Genomic DNA, 26,185 nt, shown 5'->3' with positions numbered 1-26,185 from the left:
ATGAAAAAAGTTGTTTTAGCATTTAGCGGAGGCTTAGATACCTCATTTTGTTGTATTTACCTGGCACAAGATCGTGGATTAGAAGTTCATTCAGTAATCGTAAATACTGGCGGTTTTTCTGATGAAGAATTACAGGAAATTGAGAAAAGAGCATATGCTTTAGGCGTAAAATCGCATGCTGTTGTAGATGAAACTGAAAGTTACTATGAAGGTTGTATTAAATACCTGGTATTTGGTAATGTATTAAAAAATGCCACTTATCCATTATCAGTAAGTGCAGAACGCGTTAGTCAGGCAACTGCTATTGCCAATTATGTTAAAAAAATCGGTGCAGATTACGTGGCTCATGGAAGTACTGGTGCAGGTAACGATCAGGTACGTTTTGATATGATCTTTAATATTCTTATTCCTGAGGTTGAAATCATTACGCCAATTAGAGATTTAAAATTATCCCGCGAAGCGGAAATAGAATATTTAGCACAACATGGTGTAGAATATAGTGCCGAAAAAGCAAGATATTCGATCAATAAAGGTTTATGGGGAACTTCGGTAGGAGGAAAGGAAACTTTAACCTCACACGAAACCTTGCCGGAAAGCGCCTGGCCAACCCAGGTTTCAGAAACAGAATCGCGTAAGGTAGAATTAACCTTCGAAAAAGGTGAACTGGTTGCCATTGATGGCGAAAAATTGGCACCTGTTAGGGCCATTCAAAAATTACAGGCCATTGCTCAGCCTTTTGGTATCGGTAGAGATATCCACGTAGGTGATACCATTATTGGTATTAAAGGCCGTGTGGGTTTTGAGGCGGCTGGTCCCATTCTCATTATTAAAGCACACCACACTTTAGAAAAACACACCTTAACCAAGTGGCAGTTAAGCTGGAAAGAGCAACTATCATCTTTTTATGGCAACTGGTTGCATGAAGGTCAGTTCCATGATCCGATTATGCGGAATATCGAGGCCTTTTTAGCCGATACACAAAAATTTGTGAGCGGTAAGGTGTTTGTAGAGTTGTTGCCATATCGTTTCCAGATTATCGGAATTGAATCTAACCATGATTTAATGAGCAATAAATTTGGTAGCTATGGCGAAATGAACAATGCCTGGAGCGGAGAAGATGTTAAAGGTTTCTCAAAAATATTTGGTAACCAGGTAATGATCTGGCATAAAGTAAATAACGAGGCATAACCTCGGAGATTTGAGGTATAAGGTTAAAGGCGTAAATTAAAGCGCCCAAACCTTAAACCTCGAGTTTCAAACCCTAAACCTTTTTAAATATGAAAATTAAAGCAGGAATAATTGGTGGTGCGGGTTACACAGGTGGCGAAATGCTACGTATTTTGGTTAACCACCCCAATGTTGAAATTGCTTTCGTAAATAGCACAAGTAACGCCGGAAACTTAATTTCCGATGTACATACTGATTTAATCGGCGATACGGATTTAAAATTCGTAAGTGATATCCCGCAAGATATCGATGTATTGTTTTTATGCGTTGGCCATGGTGATGCCAAAAAGTTTTTGACTGCAAATCCAATTAAAGATAACATTAAAATCATCGATCTTTCTCAGGATTTCAGGTTGCATGCAAATGCTAGCTTTTCGACCAAAGACTTTGTTTACGGATTACCTGAGCTGAATCGCGATAAAATTAAAGCAGCTAAAAATATTGCTAACCCTGGCTGTTTTGCGACTTGTATTCAATTGGGTTTATTACCATTGGCTGCTAAAGGATTGATTCAAAATGAGGTTCATATTAATGCAACTACGGGATCAACAGGTGCGGGACAGAGTTTATCAACCACTTCGCATTTCAGCTGGAGAAACAATAATCTTTCCATCTACAAGGCATTTGAGCACCAGCATTTGAATGAGATTAGCGAGAGTTTATTGCAGTTGCAACCATCCATTTCTGAAGCTTTAAATTTTATCCCACAGCGTGGAGCATTTACCAGAGGTATTTTAGCGGCAATGTACCTGGAAAGTGATTTGAGTTTAGAAGAAGCACAAAATATTTACGAAGCCTATTATAGTGCGCATCCTTTTACGCATGTAAGCAGGAAAAACATCGATCTAAAACAGGTTGTGAACACCAATAAGGCATTGGTACACCTAGAAAAACATGGTGGTAAATTATTTATCATCAGTATTATTGATAACCTGTTAAAAGGTGCCAGCGGACAAGCAGTTCAGAATATGAACTTAATGTTCGGTCTGGATGAAACAGCAGGACTTAAATTAAAAGCCGCCTATTTTTAATTATGGTGGAGGGTGTAAGGTTTAAGGCGTAAGGTAAAGCATGAGAGATTATAAAAAACTTGACGTTTGGAAAAAGGCACATGAGCTAAATATGTTTATCAAACAGAATATTGCAACTCAATTTCCAAAAGAAGAGCGATTTGAATTAACCTCACAACTTACCAGGGCTTCTTTATCTATCCCCTTGAACATAGTTGAAGGATGTGGGAAATTTACAGATAAAGATTTTGCACACTTCCTTGATAATGCTTTAGGCTCTGCTAACGAGATAGATTATTGCTGTTTATGTGCTTCTGAATTAAAGTATATAAGCGAAGATGATTATTTAAAAGTAAACCAATCAATTAACGAAGTTAGGGCAATGCTAATTTCATTTTTAAAATTTTTGAGAAGTGGAGGGAAAAAGCCTTAAACCCTACACCTCAAACCTTATACCTCAAAAAAAATGCAACTATTCGACGTTTACCCACTTAACGATATAGAAATAACCAAAGCAGCAGGCAGTAATGTTTGGGATGCTAATGATCAACAATATTTAGATTTATACGGCGGTCATGCGGTAATTTCAATCGGACATACTAACCCACATTACGTAAATCGCTTAACTGATCAGTTAAATAAAGTTGGTTTTTACTCTAACTCGGTGAAAATTCCTTTACAGGTTCAACTGGCAGAGAAACTTGGTGAAGTTTCCGGTAAAAAGGATTTCCAATTGTTCTTGTGCAACTCGGGAGCCGAGGCCAATGAAAATGCTTTAAAACTGGCTTCATTTTATAACGGAAGAAAGAAAGTAATTGCTTTTACGGGTGCTTTCCACGGACGTACCTCTTTAGCGGTTGCCGTAACCGATAATCCTAAAATTGTAGCACCAGTTAACCAGACCGAAAATGTAATCTTTTTACCTTTCAATAATGAAATTGCTTTAGAAGAAACCTTTAAAGCACAGGGTAATGAAATTTCGGCTGTTATTATTGAAGGTATTCAAGGTGTTGGCGGGATTAAAGAAGCCTCGAAAAGTTTCTTGCAGAAAATCCGTTCACTTTGTGATGAATATAATGCCGTTTACATTGCTGATAGTGTACAATGCGGTTACGGACGTACAGGTTCATTTTACTCGCACGATTACTCAGGTGTTGAGGCCGATGTTTATACCATGGCGAAAGGAATGGGTAATGGATTTCCGGTAGCGGGAATCTCTATTGCGTCCAAATTTAAACCTTGGCATGGAGAGTTGGGTACCACTTTCGGCGGTAACCATTTAGCTTGCGCTGCGGCTTTAGCCGTTTTGGAAGTGATGGAAAAAGATAACCTCATCAAAAATGCGGAAGAAGTTGGAAATTATTTAATTGCTGAATTGAAGAAATTTGAGCAGGTGGTAGAAGTGCGTGGCCGTGGGTTAATGATCGGTATCGAGCTACCTGCAGAACTGGCGCATGTTAAAAAAGAATTATTATTTACACACCATATTTTTACCGGCGAGGCAAAACCGAATGTAATCCGTTTGTTGCCAGCCTTAAATTTAACGAAAGCACATGCTGATGAGTTTTTAGCCGCTTTTGAAAAAGCGGTAAAAGGTGTAGGGCAAAAGGCTTAAGGTGATGAGAGACTATAAAAAACTTGACGTTTGGAAAAAAGCTCATGAATTAAATATGTTCATCAAGAAAGATATTGCAATTAGGTTTCCAAAAGAAGAAAGGTTTGAATTAACGTCTCAATTAACTAGAGCAGCACTATCTATACCTTTAAATATTGTTGAAGGATGTGGAAGATTTACCGATAAAGATTTTGCTCATTTTTTAGATACAGCGTTGGGCTCAACCAATGAAATTGATTATTGTTGTTTATGTGCTTCAGAATTAAAATACATAAGCGAAGAAGAATATTTAAAAGTTAACCAAGCAATTAATGAAGTTAGGGCAATGCTAATTTCTTTTTTGAAATTTTTAAGAGCAGGTGGAGGGGAAAAACCTTAAACCCTACACCTTAAACCTTATACCTTAATATGAAACTTTTCACTTCCGTACACGATGTTCCAAGCATCAAACAGTTTGTAAATGATGCGCTTGCGTTAAAGGCAAACCCTTATGCCCACCAGGATTTGGGTAAGAACAAAACCTTAGGTTTGGTTTTTATGAATCCGAGTTTACGTACCCGGTTAAGTACGCAAAAAGCGGCCTTAAACTTAGGTATGAATGTAATGGTGATGAACCTGGATAAAGAAGGATGGGCTTTAGAAACACAGGATGGCGTGGTAATGAATGGTTCAACCGTTGAACATATTCGCGAAGCTGCTGCGGTGATGGGCCAATACTGCGACATTTTAGGCTTGCGTTCTTTTCCGAAACTGAATAACCGTGAGGAAGATTATAGCGAAGATTTCTTCAATAAATTTGTGAAATATTGCGCGGTACCTGTAGTGAGTTTGGAGAGTGCAACACGCCACCCTTTACAAAGCTTTGCCGATATTATTACCATTCACGAAACCTGGACAAAGAAACCTGATGGTCGCAAACCTAAAGTAGTTTTAGCATGGGCGCCTCATGTTAAAGCATTGCCTCAGGCAGTACCAAATTCTTTTGCAGAGTGGATGTGCAAAGCTCAGGCGGAAGGGATGATCGATTTTACAATCGCGCAGCCGGAAGGTTACGAACTTTCGGAAGATTTTACACCTGATGCCAATATTCAGTATAATTTAGAGGAAGCTTTGGCTGGTGCCGATTATGTGTATGTGAAGAACTGGAGTAGTTATAAAGAGTACGGAAAAGTATTGACTTATCCTGACGGCTGGATGATGAATAATGAGAAATTAAAATTCACAAACGATGCTAAAGTGATGCACTGCCTGCCTGTTCGTCGTGATCTGGAATTATCATCGGAAATTTTGGACGGACCAAACTCACTGGTTATCCACGAAGCAGGGAATCGTTTATGGGCTGCACAGGCAGTAATTAAAGCGATGCTGGAAGAATTGAAATAACATTAGCTGTGTGGGAGCGCCGATGAAAAATATAACAACAGATTTCGAACAGATTATTTTGATCATTACTGAAGCCCGGAACCGGGTTTACAGTAAAGCAAATGCAGAGCTGGTAATGTTATATTTTAATGTTGGTCAAATTGTTTCTGAAAAGGTTGCGAATGGCAAATGGGGTGAGGGGACTGTAAATGATTTAGCAGATTATATTGCGGAGAAACAGCCATTATTGAAAGGATTTAACCGCCGCGGACTTTATAGAATGAAACAGTTTTATGAAGTTTACAGTGATAAAGAAATTGTGTCATCACTGCCGACACAATTTCAAGGTGCTGATATCGACTTGGATAAATTTGTGTCAGCACTGCTGACACAAATTAGCTGGACCAACCATTTGTTGATTTTAGCTAAAACAAAAACAAGTGAGGAGAAATTATTTTACCTCTATCAGAGTATAAATGAAAAATTATCTTCACGTGAACTCGAGAGGCAATTAAATTCTGCTACTTTTGAACGAATTATGCTTGGTAATAAGTTTAATTCGACAATCATCAAACAACTTCCCCAAGGAATTTTTAAAGATCCTTATATCTTTGAGTTTTTAGCTTTACCAGAAATTCATTCGGAAGACGATCTACAACAAGCATTAATTAAAAATCTCCAAAATTTCATATTGGAAATGGGTAAGGCTTTTACTTATATGGGTAGTGAGTATAGGTTACAGGTTGGAAATAAAGATTATTATACAGATTTGCTGTTTTACCATCGTGATTTGCAATGCATGGTTTTGTTCGAGTTGAAGATTGAAGAATTTCAACCTGAATTTTTAGGGAAACTAAATTTCTATCTTGAAGCTTTAGATAGGGATGTAAAACGACCACATGAAAATCCGAGTATTGGCGTTTTATTGTGCAAAGGTAAAGACATTGAAGTTGTAGAATATGCTTTGGCCCGGAATTTATCACCAGCTTTAATTGCAGATTATGAAACGAAACTCATTGACAAAAAGCTACTAGTAGAAAAACTACATCAGCTTTCAGAAATTTTTTATAGAAATGAAGAATAAACAACTCACTATCATAAAAATCGGCGGAAACGTAATCGATAATTCAGAAAATCTACACCAGTTTTTATTGGATTTTACAGCACTGCCAGGAGATAAAATCCTGGTGCACGGCGGGGGTAAAATTGCAACGGAGCTGGGCGAATCGCTAGGCATTGAAGCCAAAATGATTGATGGTAGAAGAATTACCGATATCGAAACCTTGCGTATTGTAACGATGGTTTATGCCGGACTGATCAATAAAAATATGGTTGCCCAGCTACAGGCCAAAGGGAGTAATGCGATCGGTTTAAGTGGAGCTGATGGTAATGTAATTAGAGCAAAAAAGAGACCGGTTATTACCAAAACTTACGGAGCTGAAAGCGGACCAATGGCAGGAGCTGTAATCGATTATGGTTTTGTTGGTGATCTGGACGAAAACGCTGTGTCTTCAACAACTTTAGAAAGTCTGTTGAAAGCTGGCTTAGTTCCGGTTTTATGTGCGATTACACATGATGGTGATACACAACTTTTAAATACGAATGCCGATACCATCGCCTCTTCGGTTGCGGTAGCCATGTCGGCTTTATACGAAACACGTTTGGTATATTGCTTCGAGAAAAAAGGGGTGCTTAAAAATGTAAATGATGATGGTTCAGTAGTGAGAGAAATCAAAGCTGATGAATTTGAAGGGCTAAAAGCAGATGGAACGGTGCAAGGTGGAATGATTCCTAAATTGCATAATGCTTTCGAAGCGATTAAAAAAGGAGTTTCGGCAGTGTATATCGGTAAAGCCGATGAACTGGCTGAGCTTGCTGAGGGAACTTTTGGTACAAAAATGCTGAAGTAAGGATTGAAGGTATAAAGGTTGAAGGCGGAGGGTTTTAGGCGGGACTTGTAACGAATAGCAGGACTGAACATTAATAGCAATGCTGGAATTGCTTTTCAAAAGGAAATATAAATCAGTTTAAACCACTGAAATAAAATAAAACGAACCACATGAAGAAAATAGCCATAATCGGTAGCGGAAATATCGGTTTATCTTTAGCAAAAGGATTGGTTAAAGCCAATTACACCACAACCAAAAACATTATCTTAACCAGACGCAACACAGCCAATTTATATAAGTTTGCACAAGAGCGCTACAAGGTTACAGCGAATAATGCCGATGCAGCAGCTGATGCAGATGTGATCATTTTAGCTGTTTTGCCTCAGCAATTAAATGTGGTTTTAGAGGAAATCCAATCGGCCATAAATCCTGCCAAACATTTGGTTATTTCGGTAATCTCAGGTGTAAGCTGCGCAGCGGTTAGGGAAAAACTGGATAGCAATGTTCAAATTATCAGGGCAATGCCGAATACGGCTATTGCAATAGGGCAATCGATGACTTGCATTGCAAGCGACAACGCTTCGCCACAAAATTTGGAAGACGTAACCCGCATGTTTGAAACGGTAGGTTCGGTAGTTAAAATAAACGAAGATTTAATGACTTCGGCAACGGCACTTTGCGCCTGTGGTATTGCCTTCTTTTTAAGGGGAATTAGGGCTGCAAGTCAAGGTGGGGTAGAAATTGGTTTTCATGCGGATGAAGCTTTAAAAATGGCTGTTCAAACGGCTAAAGGAGCGGCCGATTTGCTTTTATTACATGGAACACACCCAGAATCAGAAATAGATAAGGTAACTTCGCCCAAAGGTTGTACCATCGCAGGTTTAAATGAAATGGAACACAACGGTTATAGCTCTTCGTTGATAAAAGGTATTAAACTTTCGGCCTTAAAAGCGGGAAATTTGTATACTAAAGAGGGTTAGAGGTGTAGGGGTTTAGGGCATAAGGTCTTAATTGCAAACATAAAACTGAAAGCCAAAATAAAAGGTAGAAAGTTTAAAGACGGGTTTAGTCTTGATACTTAATACTAATTACTTGATAATATGTCATTAGAAAATATACAAAAAGAAAGTCTGGATTTATTGCGACAGTTGATCCGCATCCAGTCTTTTAGTAAAGAAGAAGATCGGACTGCGAATTTAATCGCCCAGTTTTTGGAGGAGAGAGGGATTAAGACTCAACGCAAAATGAACAACGTTTGGGCTTACAACAAACACTTCGATGCCACTAAACCAACATTGCTTTTAAACTCACATCACGATACCGTTAAGCCAAATTCTGGTTATACCCGCGATCCTTATGATGCAGCAATTGAAGGTGATAAACTGTTTGGTTTGGGAAGTAATGATGCCGGCGGTTGTTTAGTCTCATTAATTGGCACATTTTTATACTACTACGAACAGGAAGGTTTAAAATATAACATTTGTTTGGCGGCCACTGCAGAAGAAGAAATTTCCGGAAACAATGGCTTGGAATTGGTTTTGCCAGATTTAGGTGAACTTGAATTTGGTATTGTTGGCGAACCTACAGAAATGAATTTAGCCATTGCAGAACGGGGTTTGTTAGTTTTGGATTGTGTATCGCATGGTAAAGCCGGGCACGCTGCCCGTGAAGAGGGAGAAAATGCCATTTATAAGGCCTTGAAAGATATTGAATGGTTTAGAAATTACCAGTTCCCGAAAGTATCGGAGGTTTTCGGTCCGTTGAAAATGACGGTGACTATTATCAATGCAGGTTCGCAGCATAATGTTGTACCGGCAAATTGTACCTTTACGGTTGATGTACGCGTAACCGATGCCTATACCAATGAAGAAGTATTAGAGATTATCAGGGCAAATGTTGATTGTGATGTTACCCCGCGTTCGATCCGTTTAAAACCATCGTCGATTGATAAAAATCACCCGGTTGTTCAGGCCGGAGTAGCACTTGGCAAAACGACTTATGGTTCGCCTACTACTTCTGATCAGGCGCTGTTAGATATTCCATCAGTAAAATGTGGTCCGGGTTTTTCCGGCCGCTCGCATATGGCCGATGAATTTTTATATGTTAGAGAAGTAGCTGAGGGTGTTGAAGGATATGTTAATATGTTGCGACCTGTAGTTATTGGCTAAGCTAAATCAAAATTCTTATAATATTGTTTATCTTTACGTGATGAAAACATATCCTAATTTCATAGAGATCGATGCAAATAAACGTTTCGGCAAGCCTTGTATAAAAGGAACAAGAATTGCAGTTTATGATGTGTTGGGCTGGCTGGCCAATGGCATGACGATTAAGGGTATTCTTGAAGATTTTCCTGAAATTAGCGAAGAAGAAATATTTGCGTGCCTGGCATATTCGGCTGATAGAGAACACAATATTAGAGTGGCCTAGTGAAGTTGCTGTTCGATCAAAATATTTCTCATAGAATTATAAAGCTTTTAGCGCATGATTTTCCAGACTGTGACCAAATCCGGCGTTTAAATCTGGAAAATAAATCAGATAAAGAAATCTGGGAGTATGCAGGTCGAAACAATTATGTTATTGTTACTTTCGATGCAGATTTTTATGAATTTTCAAATCTATACAGTCATCCGCCAAAAATAATCTGGTTGCGGTTTGGTAATAACACAACAATAGGAATTGCACAAGCATTAATAAATAAAATAGATCTAATAACTGATTTTATTAAGCAGAATGAGTTTTCTTGTTTGGAACTTAAATAAATCTTAACCCTGGATAATAATAAACGCCCAATGAAAATCTGGCAAAAAAATATAGATGTAAATCAGTTTGTAGAAAGTTTTACGGTTGGAAAAGACCGTGAACTGGATCTGCAAATGGCAAAGTTTGACGTATTGGGCTCTTTGGCGCATACTCAAATGTTAGAAACCATTAATTTGCTAACCGCCGAAGAACTAAAAACCGTTCAGCACGAGTTGAAAAATATTTATGCAGAAATTGAAGCTGGAAATTTCACCATCGAAGACAGTGTAGAAGATGTGCACTCGCAGGTAGAGTGGTTGCTTACTCAACGCATTGGCGAAGCAGGTAAAAAAATCCACAGTGGCCGTTCGCGTAACGATCAGGTTTTGGTTGACTTAAAACTTTTCTTTAGGGCCTGCATTGAAGATATGGTTGGCCAAACTTCAACCTTATTTAACCAGTTAATTGAACTGAGCAATACACACAAAGATAAATTAGTTCCAGGTTATACACATTTACAGATTGCCATGCCATCATCTTTTGGCTTGTGGTTTGGTGCTTATGCCGAAAGTCTGGCAGATGATATGGAGCTGATGCTGGCTGCATGGAAAATCTGCAATAAAAACCCACTGGGTTCCGCTGCTGGTTATGGTTCTTCATTCCCTTTAAACAGAACTTTAACAACCCATTTGCTTGGGTTTGAAACTTTAAACTATAATGTGGTTTACGCGCAAATGGGACGTGGCAAAACCGAAAGGATTTTAGCACAGGCCATGAGCGCGGTTGCAGCAACTTTAGCTAAAATGGCCATGGATGTTTGTTTGTTCATCAATCAGAATTTCGGATTCATCAGTTTTCCGGCAGAACTGACTACAGGGTCGAGTATTATGCCGCACAAAAAAAATCCTGATGTTTTTGAGCTGATCCGCTCGCGCTGCAATAAAATTCAGGCTTTGCCGAATGAAATAGCCATGATGATTACCAATTTGCCATCAGGTTATCACCGCGATTTACAGTTGCTAAAAGAAAACCTTTTCCCGGCAATCACTTCATTAAACGAATGTCTGGAGATCGCTACTTTCATGTTCCAGAATATCACGATAAAGGATGATATTTTGAAAGATAAAAAATATGATTACCTGTTTAGCGTTGAAGTAGTAAACGATCTGGCTTTACAAGGTGTCCCATTTAGAGAGGCTTATAAAATTGTTGGCGAGCAGATAGAAAATGGCAGTTTTGCACCTTCTGGCCAAATACACCATACACATGAAGGAAGCATTGGCAACCTGTGTAATGAGCAGATTTCTGCAGCAATGCAAGCTGTTTTGTCGCAATTTGGTTTCGGAAAAGTGAATAAAGCAATTGAAGATTTGGTTAAATAAATTTTGCTAAATTTGTAATTATGACAACTTTAACAATAGAAATTAAGGATAAAGACGCAGGTTTTGTAAAAGAATTCCTTAGCAAAATTGGTGCTAAAGTTAAAACAGAACCAACAAGCCAGATAACTTCTGAAATTGCTCAGGCTTTAAAAGAAATTAAGGAAATGCAGCAAGGAAAACGGAAGCCTTTAAGTTTAAGAGATATTTAATGGCTAATGAGGTTATTTATTCAAACGTTTTTATAAAAAAAGCCAAAGTCTATAAAAAGAAATATCTTTCTTTAGTAGAAGATCTCTACGAACTCGAAGAAAAACTTCTTGAAAATCCGCAGCAAGGTACTGATCTAGGTGCAGGTTTATACAAAATTAGACTTGCTGTAAAAAGCAAGGGAAAAGGTAAAAGTGGAGGATTTAGGATAGTAACTTATTTAGTTTCAACTACCCCCGATGGTACAATTATCAATATGTTAACCCTCTACGATAAATCAGAAGAAAGTAGTATTGATAAGAAAGAACTTCAAAAAATAATTAAAGCATTATAAATCTGCTAACATTAGCATTCAATATATAAGTATGAAAGTTTCAGTATTAGCCAGTTCATTAATTGGCTCAGAAATTATAAAAATTGGTAACGAGGTTAATGAAATGAAACGCAAAGGCGCTTCAATTGCTAACTTAACCATAGGCGATTTTGATGCAAACATTTACCCAATCCCAACTGAACTAAAAGCCGGAATTGTGGAGGCGTACAATGCTAATCAAACCAATTACCCTCCTGCTGATGGTGTTCTGCCTTTGAGAGAAACCGTTTCTGAATTATTAAAAGATAGATTTGGACTGGAATACAACACGAATAGTATTTTAGTTTCTGGTGGCTCCCGTCCATTAATTTATGCTACTTACCTGGCTTTGATCGATCCGGGAGATACCGTGGTTTTCCCTGCACCATCCTGGAACAATAACCACTACTCACATTTAACTTCAGCAAAAACAATTGCGGTAGAAACCGATGCTGCACATAACTTTATGCCAACAGCTGCGCAATTAAAACCGCATTTAAAAGGCGCAACTTTATTGGCTTTGTGCTCGCCATTAAACCCAACCGGAACCATGTTCGATGCGGATTCGTTAGCTGAAATCTGTGATGCCGTTTTAGAAGAAAATGCTTCACGTGGTGCTGATGAAAAACCACTGTACATGATGTACGATCAGATTTATTCGCTTTTAACTTTCGGAAAAGAGCATGTAAATCCGGTTTCTTTACGTCCGGCGATGAGACCGTTTACCGTTTTTGTTGATGGTAGCTCGAAATGTTTGGCTGCAACTGGTGTACGTGTAGGATGGGGTTTTGGTCCGGAAGATATTATTAATAGAATGAAAGCATTGGTTGGTCATATGGGTGCCTGGGCACCGAAAGCTGAGCAAGTGGCGATGTCTAACTATTTTAATGATAAAACACAGGTAGATACTTTTTTGACCAGTTTTAAAGGCCAGATACAGGATAGTTTAAATGCCCTTTACAATGGTTTTAATGAACTGAAAAATGAAGGCTTTAATGTTGATGCCGTGGAGCCAATGGGTGCCATTTATTTAACCATAAAAATCGATTACATCGGAAAAACAACTGAAGATGGTCAAATTTTAAAAGACAGTGCAGATGTAAACTTCTATCTGATCAAAGAAGCCGGAGCAGCATTAGTGCCATTTTCTGCTTTCGGAAATGAAGACAGCATGCCATGGTTCAGGGCATCTGTTGGTGCTTGTACCCTGCAGGATATTAAAGACATGTTACCAAGGATTAAAACGGCTTTGAGTAAGTTGAAATAATTATCTGTAGGTATAGGACAATATAAGCGTTTTTTTGGAACGCAATTGTTGTACTAACTGGTTACTGCAGCCCTGCTTTTTGTTCCAACAAAAGCTGAAAAAGCTTTTTGTTTCCACTTCAATCAGGTTTATTTAACCTGGAGCTGAGCAAGTCGGTTTTAATAAAATATATAGAAACCCTCTTCAATTAATTTTGAAGAGGGTTTTTTGAGTTATCCTGAGAAGTACATTGATTTGTCTCTTAACCCCGACCGTCATACTGTCCCGAAGCTTGGGAATCAGCATCTTTCTTGCAAGATAGACCCTGAAATAAATTACCTTCGGTGAGCTCGCTAAGGCTCGGTTCAGGGTGACGATTTTACTATAGACTCCAGACTAAGGACTTTGGACTAAAACTCCAAACTAATCTTCACGACTTCCATCATCAGCCATTCTCACCATTTTAGGCTCAAATTTGGCAACTACATCAACCAGTTCGGTTTGTGCTGCCATTACTTTGTTAATGTCTTTATAGGCCATTGGTGCTTCATCTAAACCTGCGCCAATTAAAGTAACGTTGTGATCTTTTAAAATGGCTTTCATATCCGATTTGGTAATCGATTGAATGGCTTTTGTTCTGCTCATTAATCGCCCTGCACCATGTGAAGCCGAATTGATAGCACTCATTTCACCTTTACCGCGCACTAAAAATCCGGGTGCTGTCATACTTCCGGGGATAATCCCCATCACCCCTTTACCTGCTGGCGTAGCCCCTTTGCGATGAACAATCACTTCCTCGCCATCAAGCATTTCTTTCCAGGCAAAATTATGATGGTTTTCTACTTTAGCTAAAACTTTAGCGCCAATGGCTTTGGTTAATCTTTTATGGATCACCTCATGACAGGCCGAAGCATAATCGCCGGCTAAGTTCATGGCAATCCAATATTCTTGCCCTTCTGCAGAATTTAAATCCAAATAAGCCAGATTTGTAGCCTCTTTCGGGAGTTTACAGATATCTTTTGCCAGTTTGGTATAATGACCAGCAATGGTTGCACCCAATCCACGGGAACCTGAGTGCGTAAGTAATGCTACATAACGCCCTTTATCGATATTTAAAATTTCATCGCGTTCTGCAAAATCAATAATCCCCCATTCTACAAAGTGATTTCCACCACCCGAAGATCCCAATTGTGCCCAGGCCTTTCCATGTAAATTTTTGAGAAAAGCTGTGGAGTTGAAAGCCTCATTTTCTAAAACATCGTGGTCGGCTTTTTCACGGCCATTAAAATTCTGACCTGCACCAAATTTGGTAAAAGCAATTAACTCTCGTTTGTACATGGCATCTTTCCCGAAATAATGTTTCTCTGGAATATCGAAAATGCTCAACGCCATTCGGCAGCCAATATCTACACCTACACCATAAGGAATAATTGCATTTCTGGTTGCTAAAACACCACCAATTGGCAAACCATATCCTTGGTGGGCATCGGGCATTAATGCACCAGCTACCGAAACAGGCAGTTTCATCGCAATATTCATTTGATTCCTGGCCCCTTCTTCGATATAATCAGCACCGAAAATCGAATATTCTTTTGCGTTGTTGATCAGTGCAATGGTCTCGTCTGATTTTGGATTGGCTTCCTCAATCACAGCCGCTGCCAGTACACTTAATACTTCATCATCCAAAAAACTTTCCGGATAATCTTTTACTTTTTTAAATAAGGCCAGTAATTCTTTTTCTTCAATATCCCTGAAATTTTCATTCAGGATAGCTAAAGCCAGACCTACTATTTTTCCTTCGGAATAACCTAATGCTATAAGGTTTTTTCCTGTTATGTTGTTGTTCATTGTTTAATCTTTTAATCGGCATAAAGTTCTGCTCTGATCTCAACAAGTATCGATTCGATTAGTTGAGCATCTGGTTTTTCCTGAAGCTTACTTTTTGTTGTTTCTTGTTCTGTTTGTAGCATTAGTTTTTCTGCCATTTTTAATACTTCGTCATAATCAAGTTCCCCTCTTTTTATTAAAAGTAACTCATCCCGATTTTGTCTTTTTACATTTAGTTCTCCATCGCGTACAATCTCAAGCGCTACCTGCAAAAGTCTAATGGTATGCATCATATTTTTGGCATCGTAATCTTTGCCATGGCTTTTATTTAAGCTGTACCTATTTTCATTTCGTTTTTCTACCCAATCCCAATATTCATTGTACTCTTTGCAATAAGATGAATAGCTATCCTTGTTGAAAAACAAATAGGCGATTTCTTGTTCTCCTATAGGTATTGATGAGACTGATACTTCATTTGCCGCTTCCTTATTTGCAATCCCCTTATAATTCAATTTCTTCTCCGCATCATAAAACAAGGCATACAGATCTTTAGCATTTGGAATTTTCGACAATCCACAATCAGCTTTCGAAATAGCATTTTTTGCAAGCCAGCTTTTCGCTTTTACAGATGAATAATTTTCTGTGATGAAACAAAAATCCAATACTGTTTTTCTGGTCTTCGGCATTGGATTTAAAATCTTCTTGTTCAAACCTTTTGCTTTTCTAATCTGTGTTAAAGCATATCCGCCAAAGGTATCTTTGCACAGCTTTGATAAAATCATGTCAATATTTAGTTTATCCATTATGGGATGCTTATATAATATACATTCTTCTGGTGTTGCCAGGATTTCTACAATATTTGGATTGTTCTTAATCAATAATTCAATAAAACGGCCAATTTCATAGTAAACTTCATCATTACTTTCATTGCTTATCTGTGGGATATACTTCAAACCAAAAAACATTTCTTTTGGCATATAATATATTCCTTTAATATCAGTATCAGATTGTGGAGTATCTAACCCATAAGCCTTACTCCCGCTTAAACATTCAAACAACAGTAAATTTTTATCCTTTAAATCTTTAATCGTCATAACGGGTTATTGTATCTCTAAAAAATGTATCAAGCATTTCTGCATTAAAACTTTCTTTTGGTAAATCTTTGGCTCCTTCAGTACAGTTTTTAAATTCAGCATCAATGTATCTGCTCAACTCAGGAGCTATCTTGATGATAAAACCTTCTGCTGAGGTCGATTTTAATATGATTAAATCCCTTACCAATGTTTGAAGATGCTCGGGCATTAATGTTAAAAGCGGCCCGATGGTCATCGGCGCTATCGTGTTTTTCTCCAAGCACCATTTAGCCGAAAGTAAAGGACGAAGTACATAAAAAAGCTTCTTTATTTTAATTTCGTCTTCATTTACCACCGTTTCTAGTGCGCTGTGTGCTATTCCTAAATAATGATTGATATTTGTTTTTCTGTAAAAGTATGATTGACAGAGTGTCCATAAATCATTTCTAAAATTACCCAGTTCACTATAAATGATTGGCGATTGTAACCATTCGAAAGGAGTAGTATTAGATTTCCGTATCAATTTAAGCACCTTCCTGATGTCCCATCCGTAAATATCCAGCTCATAATTAATAGGAAAACCCAATTGATCATCCTTATCCTGAACAGAAAGATAAAAATTGAGCGGGCGCACATAAATAAAGCGGACATCGAAATCACTATCCGGTGAGGGAAATTCCCACCCCCTGCTACCTGATTCACATGCAAATAATATTTTGATATCATTTGATCTTTCTATTTCTGTAAGTCTGTTTATTATTGTGGTTTTCATTTTATTCTTCATTAATCCCCGGTAGGTAATACTCACCTAACCGAGGGGTTTCTAAATTTAATTTATTTTACGAAGATCTGCTTCAATTGATCTACAATTTGTCCACTGCCCGATAAGCTGATGTTGTTGATTTTCTCAGCGATTTTCTCTACGTATTCCATCTCTTTCAACTTATACAACATGCTGTTATCTTCCATTAATTTGGCGGTATTCAACAAACTTCTGGTCGAGGCCGTTTCTTCTCTTCGGGTAATGATATTGGCTTGCGCTCTTTTTTCGGCAACTAAAACCTGGTTCATAATTTCCTTAACGTCACCTGGTAAAACGATGTCTTTAACACCACAGTTGGTTAATTTTACACCCAAATTTTCAACCTTATCTAAAGTGATGGCCATTACCATTTCAGCAATTTTTTCCTTGCTTTCCATCAATTCGTCAAAAGTCATTAAGCCAATAGATTCTCTTAATGCCAATTGCATGGTGATGTATAATTGTTTTTCAAATTCCTTGTTCTCCAATAAGGCTTTGATGATGTCATCAACTTTATATTGAATACTGAAGTTTACCCTCAATTGTGCTTTATCTTTAGTTAAGATTTCTTGTCCGATAATCTCCATATTCAATTGCCTCATATCGGTTTTTAAAACCTGAACGGTGGTACTGTTTTTCCAGTAAACGTAGTTTCCAGCTTCCAATACGTTTTCAAATTTACCATCGATAAATAACAAGGCTTTTTCGAATGACTCTACTTTGTAAGCCCTGATGTAATTCACTAATGGTGCTTTCTCCAACAAATTTTTGTCAATGGTTTCATCGATTTTGATATTGCTGATATTTACTTTAATAAAATCATAAGTCGATAAACCTTTCCAGATGGCATGTCTGCCAGCGGTTAAAACATTCTTGAAGTTTTTGTTTTGATAAACCAAAGCCAATTCATTATCGGCCACACTTACCAAGTGAATCAAATTCACAAAATCTATGTTTTCCAACAAGATATCTAATTCAGCTACCGAGTAATAATACTCTTTGGCCATGTCGTACAAAGTAATGTTTTCACCGAAACCTAACCAATAAGTTCCTGCGGTTAAAACGTTTTTTAATTTTCCTTTTTTAAACACCAATCCAACATAATTGGTGTTAATGGTTACTCTTTTCATGTTTTCTGGAGTTAGCCCACCTAAATCCTCCCCTAATGGAAGGACTTAAATGAGTATTGTTAATTTATTTTATTCTTTTAAAAGCGTTGCGGAAGAACATTTACCTGTTTTCTGCGGAAGTAAAAGTTTGTCAAGTTTGTTTAAAAATGAAACTTTGTTTTTCTACTCAGGCCTAAGCTCATGAAGCATTTTGCCTTTTCGTTTTAACTCATTTGATTTTTAAATCTTTTCTTGCTGCACTGATCCTTGCTGAACAAAACACAGATTTGCTTGTTGGATTTCGAAAAATCCTGAAGCCAAATGCGGTTGCGCAACGCTGGTTTTGGTGGGCGGTTTGAAAAGTTGCCCTTCTTTTAAGATGGAACCCTAATCCATTGCATTACCATTTTGCTATTCCAAGTGATGGTTGGAAGCAGGATTCGAACCTGCATGATTTGTTGTTATTCTACCCCTGAATTATTCCGATTGCTCGGAAGTGGGATTCGAACCCACGACACACAACGTGTTTAGACAGTCTATCATAATCCTGATCAGCATATTCTACGCATATTGCCCGAATACTTTGGGGCTATTCCGAAACCCACAACATTGGATCAGTTTTATTTAGTATTGCCATTCCGATTATTCATCAGAATTTCTTTATTTGGTCTGATTTGCACTTACATTACCCTGTTCCACCAATCGGGAACAGGGGCTTCTGGCTAGGCCAGTAAATTGGCACAAGCTAACGGAGAGCGCGTATTATTTTAAAACAGAGAACTGCCTTTTACAAATCAGATTGCTATTATTAATATTTATCAAAGAACATTATCGACTGGCGACATTACAAAGATGCCACTACCACTACGCGACCAATTTGCGCAGTATAAATTATTTTCATGTAATATCATTAATGTGTTGATTGTTAGTTTATTAAATTTTGTTTTCCGTTTAAATACTCGTTTTTATTCTCCAATTGCGCAATTGTATTGCGTAGATGATAAACACTTTCTTATATTTAGTTCAGCTTTAATGATCAGAATTTACCCTGAAACTCAAATTGATTAAAAATGGCCGTAAATAAATTAGCGCTCATCCGGTACAAAACCATCGACGATTGTTTGAAGAATCGTTTCCGTAAATGGACATTAGAGGATATTATCGAAAAGGTATCGGCAACGCTGTACGAACTGGAAGGAATTACCACGGGTGTAAGCAAGCGGACCATTCAGGCAGACATCCAACTGATGCGGAGCGACAAATTGGGCTACAATGCGCCAATTGTGGTAAAAGATAAACGCTTTTATGCTTACGAAGACCCAGCTTTCAGTATTACAAAAGCCCCGATTAATAATGCCGATGTAGATAAAATGAAGGAAATTGTTGGCGTACTCAAGCAGTTTAATGCCTTTAATTATTTCGACGAAATGAGCGATATGATTGCCCGCTTAGAAAATAACCTTTACAAATCGACCAAACAGAGTGGCAATAATATCCAATTGGAAAGCAATAAGCTGGTTAAAGGTTTAGAGTGTATCCCACCATTGTACCAGGCTGTTTTGAACAAACAATCGCTATTGATTGAATATAAATCTTTCAAAGCGCAACAATCGCAGCAAGGGATTTATTATCCCTATCTGTTAAAAGAATATCGCAACAGGTGGTTTTTAATCTGCAAGGCTAAAAAACGGCCAGGAATATTAAACCTGGCATTAGATCGGATTATAGAATTTCAGGAATTGCCCAACGAAACGTTTGTTGCCTACCAAGGGGTAGATTTCGATCGGTATTATGAAGATCTGATTGGTGTAACGAAAAACGAACGCGATCGTGCGCAAAAAGTAATCCTCGAGTTTACCAACGATCATGCGCCTTATGTGCTAACGAAACCTATGCATCAATCACAAGTGGTATTGAGCAAAAATGAGAAAACTACCACTTTCAGGATCGATGTGGTGTTGAATTATGAACTGGAACGCGAAATTTTAGGCTTTGGAGAGTGTGTTAAAGTACTTTCGCCACGATTGCTAATCTCAAAAATTAAAAGGCGTTTAGCACAAACGCATCAGCAATACAATAGCGTTGATGAAGAAAATTTTGTAAAGCGCTCAGGAAACTAGTTAAACGTTTTAGTAATTGAATTCTTATTTGTAATTTGAATTCAATTATGTTCAAGACCAAATATATTCTCGCTTTTTTAATGTGCTGTTCGATAAGTACTTTCGCTCAACAGCCTACGCCTCAATGGAGGCCGACTTATCATTTTACAGCACCATCAAATTGGTTAAATGACCCAAACGGGTTAATTTATCTGAATGGTGAATTTCATCTTTATTATCAGTACAACCCATTCGAAAATAAATGGGGGCACATGAGCTGGGGCCATGCCACCAGTAAAGATCTGGTGAACTGGAAACATCTTCCGGTTGCTATTCCCGAAAAAATAACAAAAGATACGACTACCATGATTTTTTCGGGTTCGGCTGTGCTGGATAAGCGCAATGTAAGCGGATTGGGAAAGGGAAAAGCGCCGGTTGTCGCTTTTTATACCGCAGATCTTCCGAAGCAGCGCAACGAATCGCAGTACATGGCCTATAGCAACGATGGCGGATTAAGCTTTACCAATTATGCGAAAAATCCCATCATCGATTTAAACAAAAAAGATTTCAGGGATCCTAATGTCTGGTGGCATGAAAGCACTCAGCAATGGATCATGACTGTTGCGATGGTAGATGAGCATCAGGCAAGGTTTTATGGCTCAAAAAACTTAAAAGACTGGACCATGCTGAGCGATTTTGGGAAACAAGGTAATCAGGGGAGTGGCTGGGAATGTCCTTTTATTATTCCTCTGGCTGTTGATGGAAATAAAGACAATACTAAATGGGTGTTGGCCATTTCATTGTTCGGGCCAAAAGGACCAACAATGCAATATTTTGTCGGCGATTTTGATGGCAAGACCTTTAAAAACGATAATGATGGAAAATTAACCTTGTTGGTGGATGAGGGTGATTCTTTTTATGCGGCCATTCCCTGGAACGATGCACCAAAACGCCAAAGAATTTTATTGGGCTGGTTACAGCCCGGCGGTAAAGAAACATTCCCATGGAAAGGACAGATGTCTATCCCGAGAGATTTAGCCTTAAAAACTACACCCGAAGGAATTCGCTTGTTTCAGCAGCCTGCTAGCTTAATTGGTGATAACATGAAAAAACATTCAGGTGGTAAAGTAATCACCAGGCAAAACCTTATTATCGATCAGCATATCGACTTAGGCACCAGCCAAAATTCCTATTGGATTGATGCCGAATTTTCTGTCAGCGATGCTGAAAAAATAGGTTTTAAACTTGCTCAGCTAAAAGATGAGAAAGGAAATGTTGTTAAGGAAGTAGAAGTTGGCTATGATGCTATTAAAAAACAACTTTATGTTGATTGCACACGTTCAGAGAAAGGGATTAAAAATGATAAGAACATCATTCAAACTGCAGCCGTAAATTCGGTAAATGGTAAAATTAAACTTCAGGTGCTGTTTGATAAATCTTCGTTAGAAGTTTTCGGAAATGCTGGCGAAAAGGTAATTAGCACGATGATTTTTCCCGATGAAAAAGCCACGGGTTTAGCTGCTTTTTCCAACGGTGGTAAAGCGGTATTAAATAAGCTTAAAGTTTGGGATATGAGCGGGAGGAAATAAGGATTGAATAAGGGAATGATTGAATCTCTCATTCAATCATTCTCTTATTCAATTTAACTCTTAAACTCACTGGTTTTATGGAACTCAATATCAGGATAATCCTGTTTCGTTAAATTAATCATGTATTCACTATCTGCCAGATAAACCGGATTAGCTTCTTTATCGAAGCCGATGTGCTGTTGTTTACGTTTTACAAATTCATCCAGTTTCTTTCTGTCGGTAGAAGTTACCCAGCTCGATCGGGTATAACTCAGCGTACGGAAACGACATTTTGCACCATACTCATGCTCTAACCTGAAATTAATTACCTCGAACTGAAGTTCACCAACGGCACCAATCACTTTTCTGTTTCCGGGTTGCATCACGAATAACTGTGCCACACCTTCATCGGTTAATTGTTCAATACCTTTTTCCAGCTGTTTAGTACGCATGGGGTCCATGTTTTCCACCTCTTTAAAAATTGAAGGAGAGAAACTAGGAATTCCCTTAAACTGCAGTTTTTCGCCTTCGGTTAAAGTATCACCGATTTTAAAGTTACCGCTATCGTATAAGCCCACTACGTCGCCCGGCCAGGCCTCTTCCACAATACTTTTTTCGTTCGCCATAAAATCCATCGGGTTAGAGAACTTTAATTTCTTATCCTGACGGGTATGGTAATAGAATTTATTGCGTTCAAATTTACCTGAACAGATTCTTAAAAAGGCAATTCTGTCGCGGTGTTTCGGATCTAAGTTCGCGTGGATTTTAAACACAAATCCGCTGAAATTTTTCTCTTCCACCAATACATCACGTTCTTCAGCTTCCCTGTGTCTGGGACTTGGAGCGATATCAATAAACGTATCTAAAAGCTCTTTTATCCCAAAATTATTGATCGCACTACCAAAAAACACAGGAGCAACCAGACCATCGGTATATAAATCCTTATCTATCTTACCATAAATGCCGTCAACCAATTCAACATCATCTTTTAAGGTATTGATTTCGTTTTCTTTCAGGTAATTTAATAAAGATGGATCATTTAAATCACTTGCCGCCACAACCGAATCAGTTACTTTGGTTTTATCCGAATTGAATAAATTTAAATGTTTGTTGTAAATGCTGTAAACACCTTTAAAAGTGTGTCCCTGGCCAATAGGCCAGGAAAGCGGGCAAAGGCTGATGTTTAGTTTTTCTTCAATTTCATCTAGTAAATCGTAAGCCTCTTTACCCTCGCGGTCCATTTTGTTGATGAAAATGATTACCGGAGTATTACGCATACGGCAAACCGACATCAGTTTTTCCGTCTGTTCCTCCACACCTTTCACACAGTCGACCACTAAAATCACACTATCCACTGCTGATAACGTTCTGTAGGTATCTTCAGCAAAATCCTTGTGACCAGGTGTATCCAGAATATTAATACGTTTACCACTGTATTCGAAACCCATTACCGAAGTGGCCACCGAGATACCACGCTGCTTTTCGATCTCCATAAAATCGGAGGTATTACTTTGGTTCGCTTTGTTCCTTTTTACCGCCCCGGCAGTATTAATGGCGCCACCAAAAAGCAGAAACTTTTCTGTCAGTGTGGTTTTGCCCGCATCGGGGTGACTAATAATGGCAAAGGTTTTACGTTTTTCTATTTCAGGGTTAAGCATAATAAAATTTTGGGTGTAAAGATTGATGAAACCTTGTTAAAGGAATTTAACAGCGATAAGATTTGAATATTGTTGCTTCATCAGGCCGCAAAGATAAGAAAAAGCTTTATCATTAATTGTTAGGTTGTTGTATTGTTTTATAGTGTGGTTGAATAGATTTAGAAAAGCAGGGACAGTGGTTTTTTTGTTATTACAGTCCTGCCATACACTATAGTCCCGACGAATCCCGATGTAAAATCGGGACGGGAGCTGTCGTTTCTGTCAGGTTTAGGTTGCTTTTGCAGTAATTCTATTAAGATTTTTTATTCTGGCTAACTAAGACTGTGTTGATTAAACAAATGCTTAAATCAAAAATTATCCTCCGAAAATTTAATTTTCTCATCAATCATTGTTTAGTTTTGTGCTAAAATGTTTAGCTTTATTCATCCCTCCGTTTATTGTAAACTAAAATTTTACTGCCGATGCCCACTTTAGAAGAAACTTCTATGCCTGCAGAAATTGCGGCTAAATTTGTTAATTATACCTCGAAACACGTTTTTTTGACTGGAAAAGCAGGTACAGGTAAAACAACTTTCTTACGGAAACTGATTAAACTTACACATAAAAAAGCCTTAATTGTGGCACCAACCGGTATCGCTGCAATCAATGCATCGGGGGTAACGATCCATTCGCTTTTCCAACTTCCATTCGGTTCTTTCTTCCCAGATGCTGCCGGAGGCTTGATCAATGAAAATATCAATTTCAACTTCAATACGCCAAAAACTTTAGTAAAACATTTAAACATGCAGGGCAATAAACGCCGCATGTTGCAGGAACTGGAGTTGCTGGTCATCGACGAGGTGAGTATGTTGCGGGCCGATATGCTCGATGCCATCGATTTTGCTTTACGTTATGTACGCCGGAACAGAAATCTTCCGTTCGGCGGGGTACAGTTGTTGTTTATCGGCGATTTGCACCAGTTACCGCCTGTAGTCAAAAACGATGAGTGGCGCATCATGGCCAAATTTTATAAGAGCATTTATTTTTTCGATGCCCTGGCCCTGCAGGACAATCCACCAGTTTATATCGAACTGGATAAAATTTACCGTCAGGATGATTCGGTATTTATCGATCTGCTGAACAACCTTCGGAACAATAAAATTACGACTGAAGATACCGCTTTACTGAGACAGCATTTTAAGCAAGATTTTAAACCTGCGGCCGATGAAAACTACATCACATTAACCACGCACAACAATAAGGCAGATAGCATTAACCGCGAAAGACTAGCCCAGCTGAAAAGTAAATCTTACTTTTTTGAAGCAAAAATTCAGGGCGAATTTAATGAATACGCTTACCCGAATGATAAAAGTTTAGAGCTAAAGGTTGGTGCACAAGTGATGTTCATTAAAAATGATATGACAGCCGAGAAAAGGTACTACAATGGCAAAATCGGCGTGGTACATCATATCGAGAAAGATATCATTGAAATTGAACTCCCTGAGGATAGGACAGTCATAGAGATTTCCCGTTATACCTGGGAAAACGTAAAATATAAGCTGGATGAAGCAAGCAACGAGATTAAGGAAAATGTAGCTGGTTCATTTATTCAATATCCTATTAAACTAGCCTGGGCGATAACCGTACATAAAAGCCAGGGTTTAACCTTTGATAAAGCCATTATAGATGTTGGTGATGCTTTTGCGCCAGGTCAGGCTTATGTGGCCTTATCGCGCTTACGCTCATTAAAAGGTTTGGTTTTAACTTCTCACCTGCGCGATAGTGGTTTACAACAAGATCAGAATGTGCATTATTTTTCTAAAACGAAGCAGCCATCAGAAGTACTGAACGAACAGATCAGTATAGAAAGTTATACTTTTATCCGCAGTTACCTGCTTGCTGCATTTGATCTGAATCTGATCCGCTACTATTTAAAAGAGCACCGTCAGACGTTTGATAAAAGTGAAAAATCGGCCAAGCAGAAACATGAAGATTGGACCGATACTATTTATACCGACTTTCAAAAAATAACGGCAACAGCGGATACATTTGTGAATCAGCTGAAAAATCTCTTCGCACAGCAAACCGAACATACTTTATTTAATGTATCGAAAAGGGTAGAGGCTGCTTTAAAATATTTTAATCCGCTGGTTAAGGAGATTTCAGATCGTTTTTTGGCTCAAATTGAAGTGATAAAGGAAGAAAAGCAAATTAAAACTTATGTTACCGAACTGTTAGAACTCGAAATTCTGGTATATGAGCAATTGAAAAAAATGCATAAAAGCAAAGCCTTGTTGCAGGCACTCATTGCAGGGAAAGAGTTTAGCAAAGCCGATACCGATGCATTGTTAAATACAGTTGAAAGAAATAATCAGCTCCAAAAGGCAATCCAGTTAAAAGGCGAAACACTTAAAGTAAAGTCAGCAGCTGAGAAAAAGAAAAAAGAGCCAAAAACCGACACCAAGCTGGTCAGCTTTGAGCTTTACGAGCAGGGCAAAACCATTGATGAAATTGCAAAAGAACGTGGTTTTTCTGCCGGTACTATTGAGGGCCACCTGGCTTATTATGTTTCAACCCAACAATTGGATGTAACCAAACTGGTAAAGGCAAATAAGATCAGAAATATCAGTGATGCGGTGGAGAGCCAGAAAACAAAATCAATGGCTACAATAAGGGAGTTTTTGGGGAAAGATTATTCTTTCGGAGAGATTAAACTGGTGCTGGCATCGTTGTTTCCATCAGAAGAATAGGACGAGTTTTAACCACAGAGAGAACAGCGTGAGGCACGGAGAACACAAAGGATCATGGAAGAGGATTTATTAACTAGAATATGATCGGGCTTGCTATAGATATTTATACTGGTCTCGGACCAGATTTGCTAGCGCGCGTTTATAAAGAATGATTGTTCTATAAATCTGATCGTCATGCTGAACTTGTTTCAGCATCTTTTCTGCCAGATAGACCCTGAAATGAATTACCTTCGGTGAGCTCGCTAAGGCTCGGTTCAGGGTGACGACTGTATGTTTAAGAATTACAGC

Annotated in this window: 24 protein-coding genes; 19 read left to right on the top strand and 5 right to left on the bottom strand. The window is 38.3% G+C overall.

Features of this window, described 5'->3' with window-relative positions; translation table 11 throughout:
- From CA265_18545 to CA265_18470, 16 genes are all read left to right on the top strand, one after another.
- Entirely contained in the window at positions 1-1,188 is a 1,188-nt protein-coding gene (locus CA265_18545) for an argininosuccinate synthase (GenBank protein ID ARS41545.1), read from the top strand.
- Between the two features lie 89 nt (positions 1,189-1,277).
- Complete coding sequence (locus CA265_18540) at positions 1,278-2,258, top strand: N-acetyl-gamma-glutamyl-phosphate reductase (protein ID ARS41544.1); 981 nt, start codon at positions 1,278-1,280, stop codon at positions 2,256-2,258.
- Positions 2,259-2,298: 40 nt separating this feature from the next.
- Positions 2,299-2,670, top strand: coding sequence for a four helix bundle protein (locus CA265_18535; GenBank protein ID ARS41543.1), 372 nt, complete (start codon positions 2,299-2,301; stop codon positions 2,668-2,670).
- 33 nt (positions 2,671-2,703) lie between these two features.
- The gene (locus CA265_18530) at positions 2,704-3,852 is read left to right on the top strand and encodes an aspartate aminotransferase family protein (protein ID ARS41542.1); all 1,149 of its coding nucleotides are present in this window, start codon (positions 2,704-2,706) and stop codon (positions 3,850-3,852) included.
- Positions 3,853-3,856: 4 nt separating this feature from the next.
- The gene (locus CA265_18525) at positions 3,857-4,231 is read left to right on the top strand and encodes a four helix bundle protein (protein ID ARS41541.1); all 375 of its coding nucleotides are present in this window, start codon (positions 3,857-3,859) and stop codon (positions 4,229-4,231) included.
- 29 nt (positions 4,232-4,260) lie between these two features.
- Entirely contained in the window at positions 4,261-5,235 is a 975-nt protein-coding gene (locus CA265_18520) for an acetylornithine carbamoyltransferase (GenBank protein ARS41540.1), read from the top strand.
- Positions 5,236-5,257: 22 nt separating this feature from the next.
- Positions 5,258-6,298: a hypothetical protein gene (locus CA265_18515; GenBank protein ID ARS41539.1), complete on the top strand. Its 1,041-nt coding sequence runs from the start codon at positions 5,258-5,260 to the stop codon at positions 6,296-6,298.
- On the top strand, positions 6,288-7,124 hold the full coding sequence (locus CA265_18510; GenBank protein ID ARS41538.1) for an acetylglutamate kinase: 837 nt from the start codon (positions 6,288-6,290) through the stop codon (positions 7,122-7,124). Before CA265_18515 ends, CA265_18510 begins: the two co-directional genes overlap by 11 nt.
- A 149-nt stretch (positions 7,125-7,273) precedes the next feature.
- Positions 7,274-8,083 (top strand): pyrroline-5-carboxylate reductase, encoded by an 810-nt coding sequence (locus CA265_18505; protein ARS41537.1) that lies wholly within the window; start codon positions 7,274-7,276, stop codon positions 8,081-8,083.
- A gap of 120 nt (positions 8,084-8,203) precedes the next feature.
- A complete protein-coding gene (locus tag CA265_18500) occupies positions 8,204-9,271 on the top strand; it encodes an acetylornithine deacetylase (GenBank protein ARS41536.1) in 1,068 nt (355 codons plus the stop codon).
- Between the two features lie 40 nt (positions 9,272-9,311).
- Positions 9,312-9,533 carry a hypothetical protein gene (locus tag CA265_18495; GenBank protein ID ARS41535.1) on the top strand — a complete coding sequence of 74 codons (222 nt, stop codon included), beginning with the start codon at positions 9,312-9,314 and terminating at the stop codon, positions 9,531-9,533.
- Positions 9,533-9,865 (top strand): hypothetical protein, encoded by a 333-nt coding sequence (locus tag CA265_18490; protein ID ARS41534.1) that lies wholly within the window; start codon positions 9,533-9,535, stop codon positions 9,863-9,865. The genes CA265_18495 and CA265_18490 overlap by 1 nt, the downstream gene beginning before the upstream one ends.
- 30 nt (positions 9,866-9,895) lie before the next feature.
- Positions 9,896-11,227, top strand: a complete 1,332-nt coding sequence (locus CA265_18485) for an argininosuccinate lyase (GenBank protein ARS41533.1) — start codon at positions 9,896-9,898, stop codon at positions 11,225-11,227.
- Between the two features lie 20 nt (positions 11,228-11,247).
- Positions 11,248-11,436 (top strand): hypothetical protein, encoded by a 189-nt coding sequence (locus CA265_18480; GenBank protein ID ARS41532.1) that lies wholly within the window; start codon positions 11,248-11,250, stop codon positions 11,434-11,436.
- Positions 11,436-11,768, top strand: a complete 333-nt coding sequence (locus tag CA265_18475) for a hypothetical protein (protein ID ARS41531.1) — start codon at positions 11,436-11,438, stop codon at positions 11,766-11,768. The genes CA265_18480 and CA265_18475 overlap by 1 nt, the downstream gene beginning before the upstream one ends.
- 31 nt (positions 11,769-11,799) lie before the next feature.
- Entirely contained in the window at positions 11,800-13,053 is a 1,254-nt protein-coding gene (locus CA265_18470; GenBank protein ID ARS41530.1) for an aminotransferase, read from the top strand.
- Positions 13,054-13,455: 402 nt separating this feature from the next.
- Here CA265_18470 and CA265_18465 read toward each other — a convergent pair whose 3' ends face one another.
- The 4 genes from CA265_18465 to CA265_18450 form a co-directional block, all read right to left on the bottom strand.
- On the bottom strand, positions 13,456-14,880 hold the full coding sequence (locus tag CA265_18465; GenBank protein ARS41529.1) for an RNA-splicing ligase RtcB: 1,425 nt from the start codon (positions 14,878-14,880) through the stop codon (positions 13,456-13,458).
- A gap of 11 nt (positions 14,881-14,891) precedes the next feature.
- Entirely contained in the window at positions 14,892-15,953 is a 1,062-nt protein-coding gene (locus tag CA265_18460) for a nucleotidyltransferase (GenBank protein ID ARS41528.1), read from the bottom strand.
- Complete coding sequence (locus CA265_18455; protein ARS41527.1) at positions 15,943-16,704, bottom strand: nucleotidyltransferase; 762 nt, start codon at positions 16,702-16,704, stop codon at positions 15,943-15,945. Before CA265_18455 ends, CA265_18460 begins: the two co-directional genes overlap by 11 nt.
- A 62-nt stretch (positions 16,705-16,766) precedes the next feature.
- Positions 16,767-17,864: a peptidase gene (locus tag CA265_18450; protein ID ARS41526.1), complete on the bottom strand. Its 1,098-nt coding sequence runs from the start codon at positions 17,862-17,864 to the stop codon at positions 16,767-16,769.
- A gap of 1,049 nt (positions 17,865-18,913) precedes the next feature.
- Here CA265_18450 and CA265_18445 point away from each other — a divergent pair.
- Positions 18,914-19,963 (top strand): WYL domain-containing protein, encoded by a 1,050-nt coding sequence (locus tag CA265_18445; protein ID ARS41525.1) that lies wholly within the window; start codon positions 18,914-18,916, stop codon positions 19,961-19,963.
- A gap of 47 nt (positions 19,964-20,010) precedes the next feature.
- The gene (locus CA265_18440; protein ID ARS41524.1) at positions 20,011-21,531 is read left to right on the top strand and encodes a glycoside hydrolase; all 1,521 of its coding nucleotides are present in this window, start codon (positions 20,011-20,013) and stop codon (positions 21,529-21,531) included.
- 53 nt (positions 21,532-21,584) lie between these two features.
- On the opposite strand, the gene CA265_18435 is transcribed toward CA265_18440, so the two are convergent.
- Positions 21,585-23,168, bottom strand: a complete 1,584-nt coding sequence (locus tag CA265_18435) for a peptide chain release factor 3 (GenBank protein ID ARS41523.1) — start codon at positions 23,166-23,168, stop codon at positions 21,585-21,587.
- A gap of 461 nt (positions 23,169-23,629) precedes the next feature.
- Between CA265_18435 and CA265_18430 the strand changes: the two genes are divergently transcribed.
- A complete protein-coding gene (locus CA265_18430; GenBank protein ID ARS41522.1) occupies positions 23,630-25,897 on the top strand; it encodes a helicase in 2,268 nt (755 codons plus the stop codon).
- Positions 25,898-26,185 lie beyond the last annotated feature (288 nt).

It is taken from the genome of Sphingobacteriaceae bacterium GW460-11-11-14-LB5 (genome assembly GCA_002151545.1).
Lineage (GTDB): Bacteria > Bacteroidota > Bacteroidia > Sphingobacteriales > Sphingobacteriaceae > Pedobacter.
Note: the sequence above shows the minus strand (reverse complement) of the source record. Positions and strands in the feature narration are given on the sequence as shown.

What these genes read in the sequence shown, in the direction of transcription:
- CA265_18525 (ARS41541.1), top strand. Translation starts at nt 3,857, where the DNA reads ATGAGAGACTATAAAAAACTTGACGTTTGGAAAAAAGCTCATGAATTA.
- CA265_18450 (ARS41526.1), bottom strand. Translation starts at nt 17,864, where the DNA reads ATGAAAAGAGTAACCATTAACACCAATTATGTTGGATTGGTGTTTAAA.
- CA265_18535 (ARS41543.1), top strand. Translation starts at nt 2,299, where the DNA reads ATGAGAGATTATAAAAAACTTGACGTTTGGAAAAAGGCACATGAGCTA.
- CA265_18515 (ARS41539.1), top strand. Translation starts at nt 5,258, where the DNA reads ATGAAAAATATAACAACAGATTTCGAACAGATTATTTTGATCATTACT.
- CA265_18510 (ARS41538.1), top strand. Translation starts at nt 6,288, where the DNA reads ATGAAGAATAAACAACTCACTATCATAAAAATCGGCGGAAACGTAATC.
- CA265_18460 (ARS41528.1), bottom strand. Translation starts at nt 15,953, where the DNA reads ATGACGATTAAAGATTTAAAGGATAAAAATTTACTGTTGTTTGAATGT.
- CA265_18505 (ARS41537.1), top strand. Translation starts at nt 7,274, where the DNA reads ATGAAGAAAATAGCCATAATCGGTAGCGGAAATATCGGTTTATCTTTA.
- CA265_18480 (ARS41532.1), top strand. Translation starts at nt 11,248, where the DNA reads ATGACAACTTTAACAATAGAAATTAAGGATAAAGACGCAGGTTTTGTA.
- CA265_18465 (ARS41529.1), bottom strand. Translation starts at nt 14,880, where the DNA reads ATGAACAACAACATAACAGGAAAAAACCTTATAGCATTAGGTTATTCC.
- CA265_18540 (ARS41544.1), top strand. Translation starts at nt 1,278, where the DNA reads ATGAAAATTAAAGCAGGAATAATTGGTGGTGCGGGTTACACAGGTGGC.
- CA265_18445 (ARS41525.1), top strand. Translation starts at nt 18,914, where the DNA reads ATGGCCGTAAATAAATTAGCGCTCATCCGGTACAAAACCATCGACGAT.
- CA265_18530 (ARS41542.1), top strand. Translation starts at nt 2,704, where the DNA reads ATGCAACTATTCGACGTTTACCCACTTAACGATATAGAAATAACCAAA.
- CA265_18470 (ARS41530.1), top strand. Translation starts at nt 11,800, where the DNA reads ATGAAAGTTTCAGTATTAGCCAGTTCATTAATTGGCTCAGAAATTATA.
- CA265_18475 (ARS41531.1), top strand. Translation starts at nt 11,436, where the DNA reads ATGGCTAATGAGGTTATTTATTCAAACGTTTTTATAAAAAAAGCCAAA.
- CA265_18455 (ARS41527.1), bottom strand. Translation starts at nt 16,704, where the DNA reads ATGAAAACCACAATAATAAACAGACTTACAGAAATAGAAAGATCAAAT.
- CA265_18435 (ARS41523.1), bottom strand. Translation starts at nt 23,168, where the DNA reads ATGCTTAACCCTGAAATAGAAAAACGTAAAACCTTTGCCATTATTAGT.
- CA265_18500 (ARS41536.1), top strand. Translation starts at nt 8,204, where the DNA reads ATGTCATTAGAAAATATACAAAAAGAAAGTCTGGATTTATTGCGACAG.
- CA265_18545 (ARS41545.1), top strand. Translation starts at nt 1, where the DNA reads ATGAAAAAAGTTGTTTTAGCATTTAGCGGAGGCTTAGATACCTCATTT.
- CA265_18440 (ARS41524.1), top strand. Translation starts at nt 20,011, where the DNA reads ATGTTCAAGACCAAATATATTCTCGCTTTTTTAATGTGCTGTTCGATA.
- CA265_18485 (ARS41533.1), top strand. Translation starts at nt 9,896, where the DNA reads ATGAAAATCTGGCAAAAAAATATAGATGTAAATCAGTTTGTAGAAAGT.
- CA265_18520 (ARS41540.1), top strand. Translation starts at nt 4,261, where the DNA reads ATGAAACTTTTCACTTCCGTACACGATGTTCCAAGCATCAAACAGTTT.
- CA265_18430 (ARS41522.1), top strand. Translation starts at nt 23,630, where the DNA reads ATGCCCACTTTAGAAGAAACTTCTATGCCTGCAGAAATTGCGGCTAAA.
- CA265_18495 (ARS41535.1), top strand. Translation starts at nt 9,312, where the DNA reads ATGAAAACATATCCTAATTTCATAGAGATCGATGCAAATAAACGTTTC.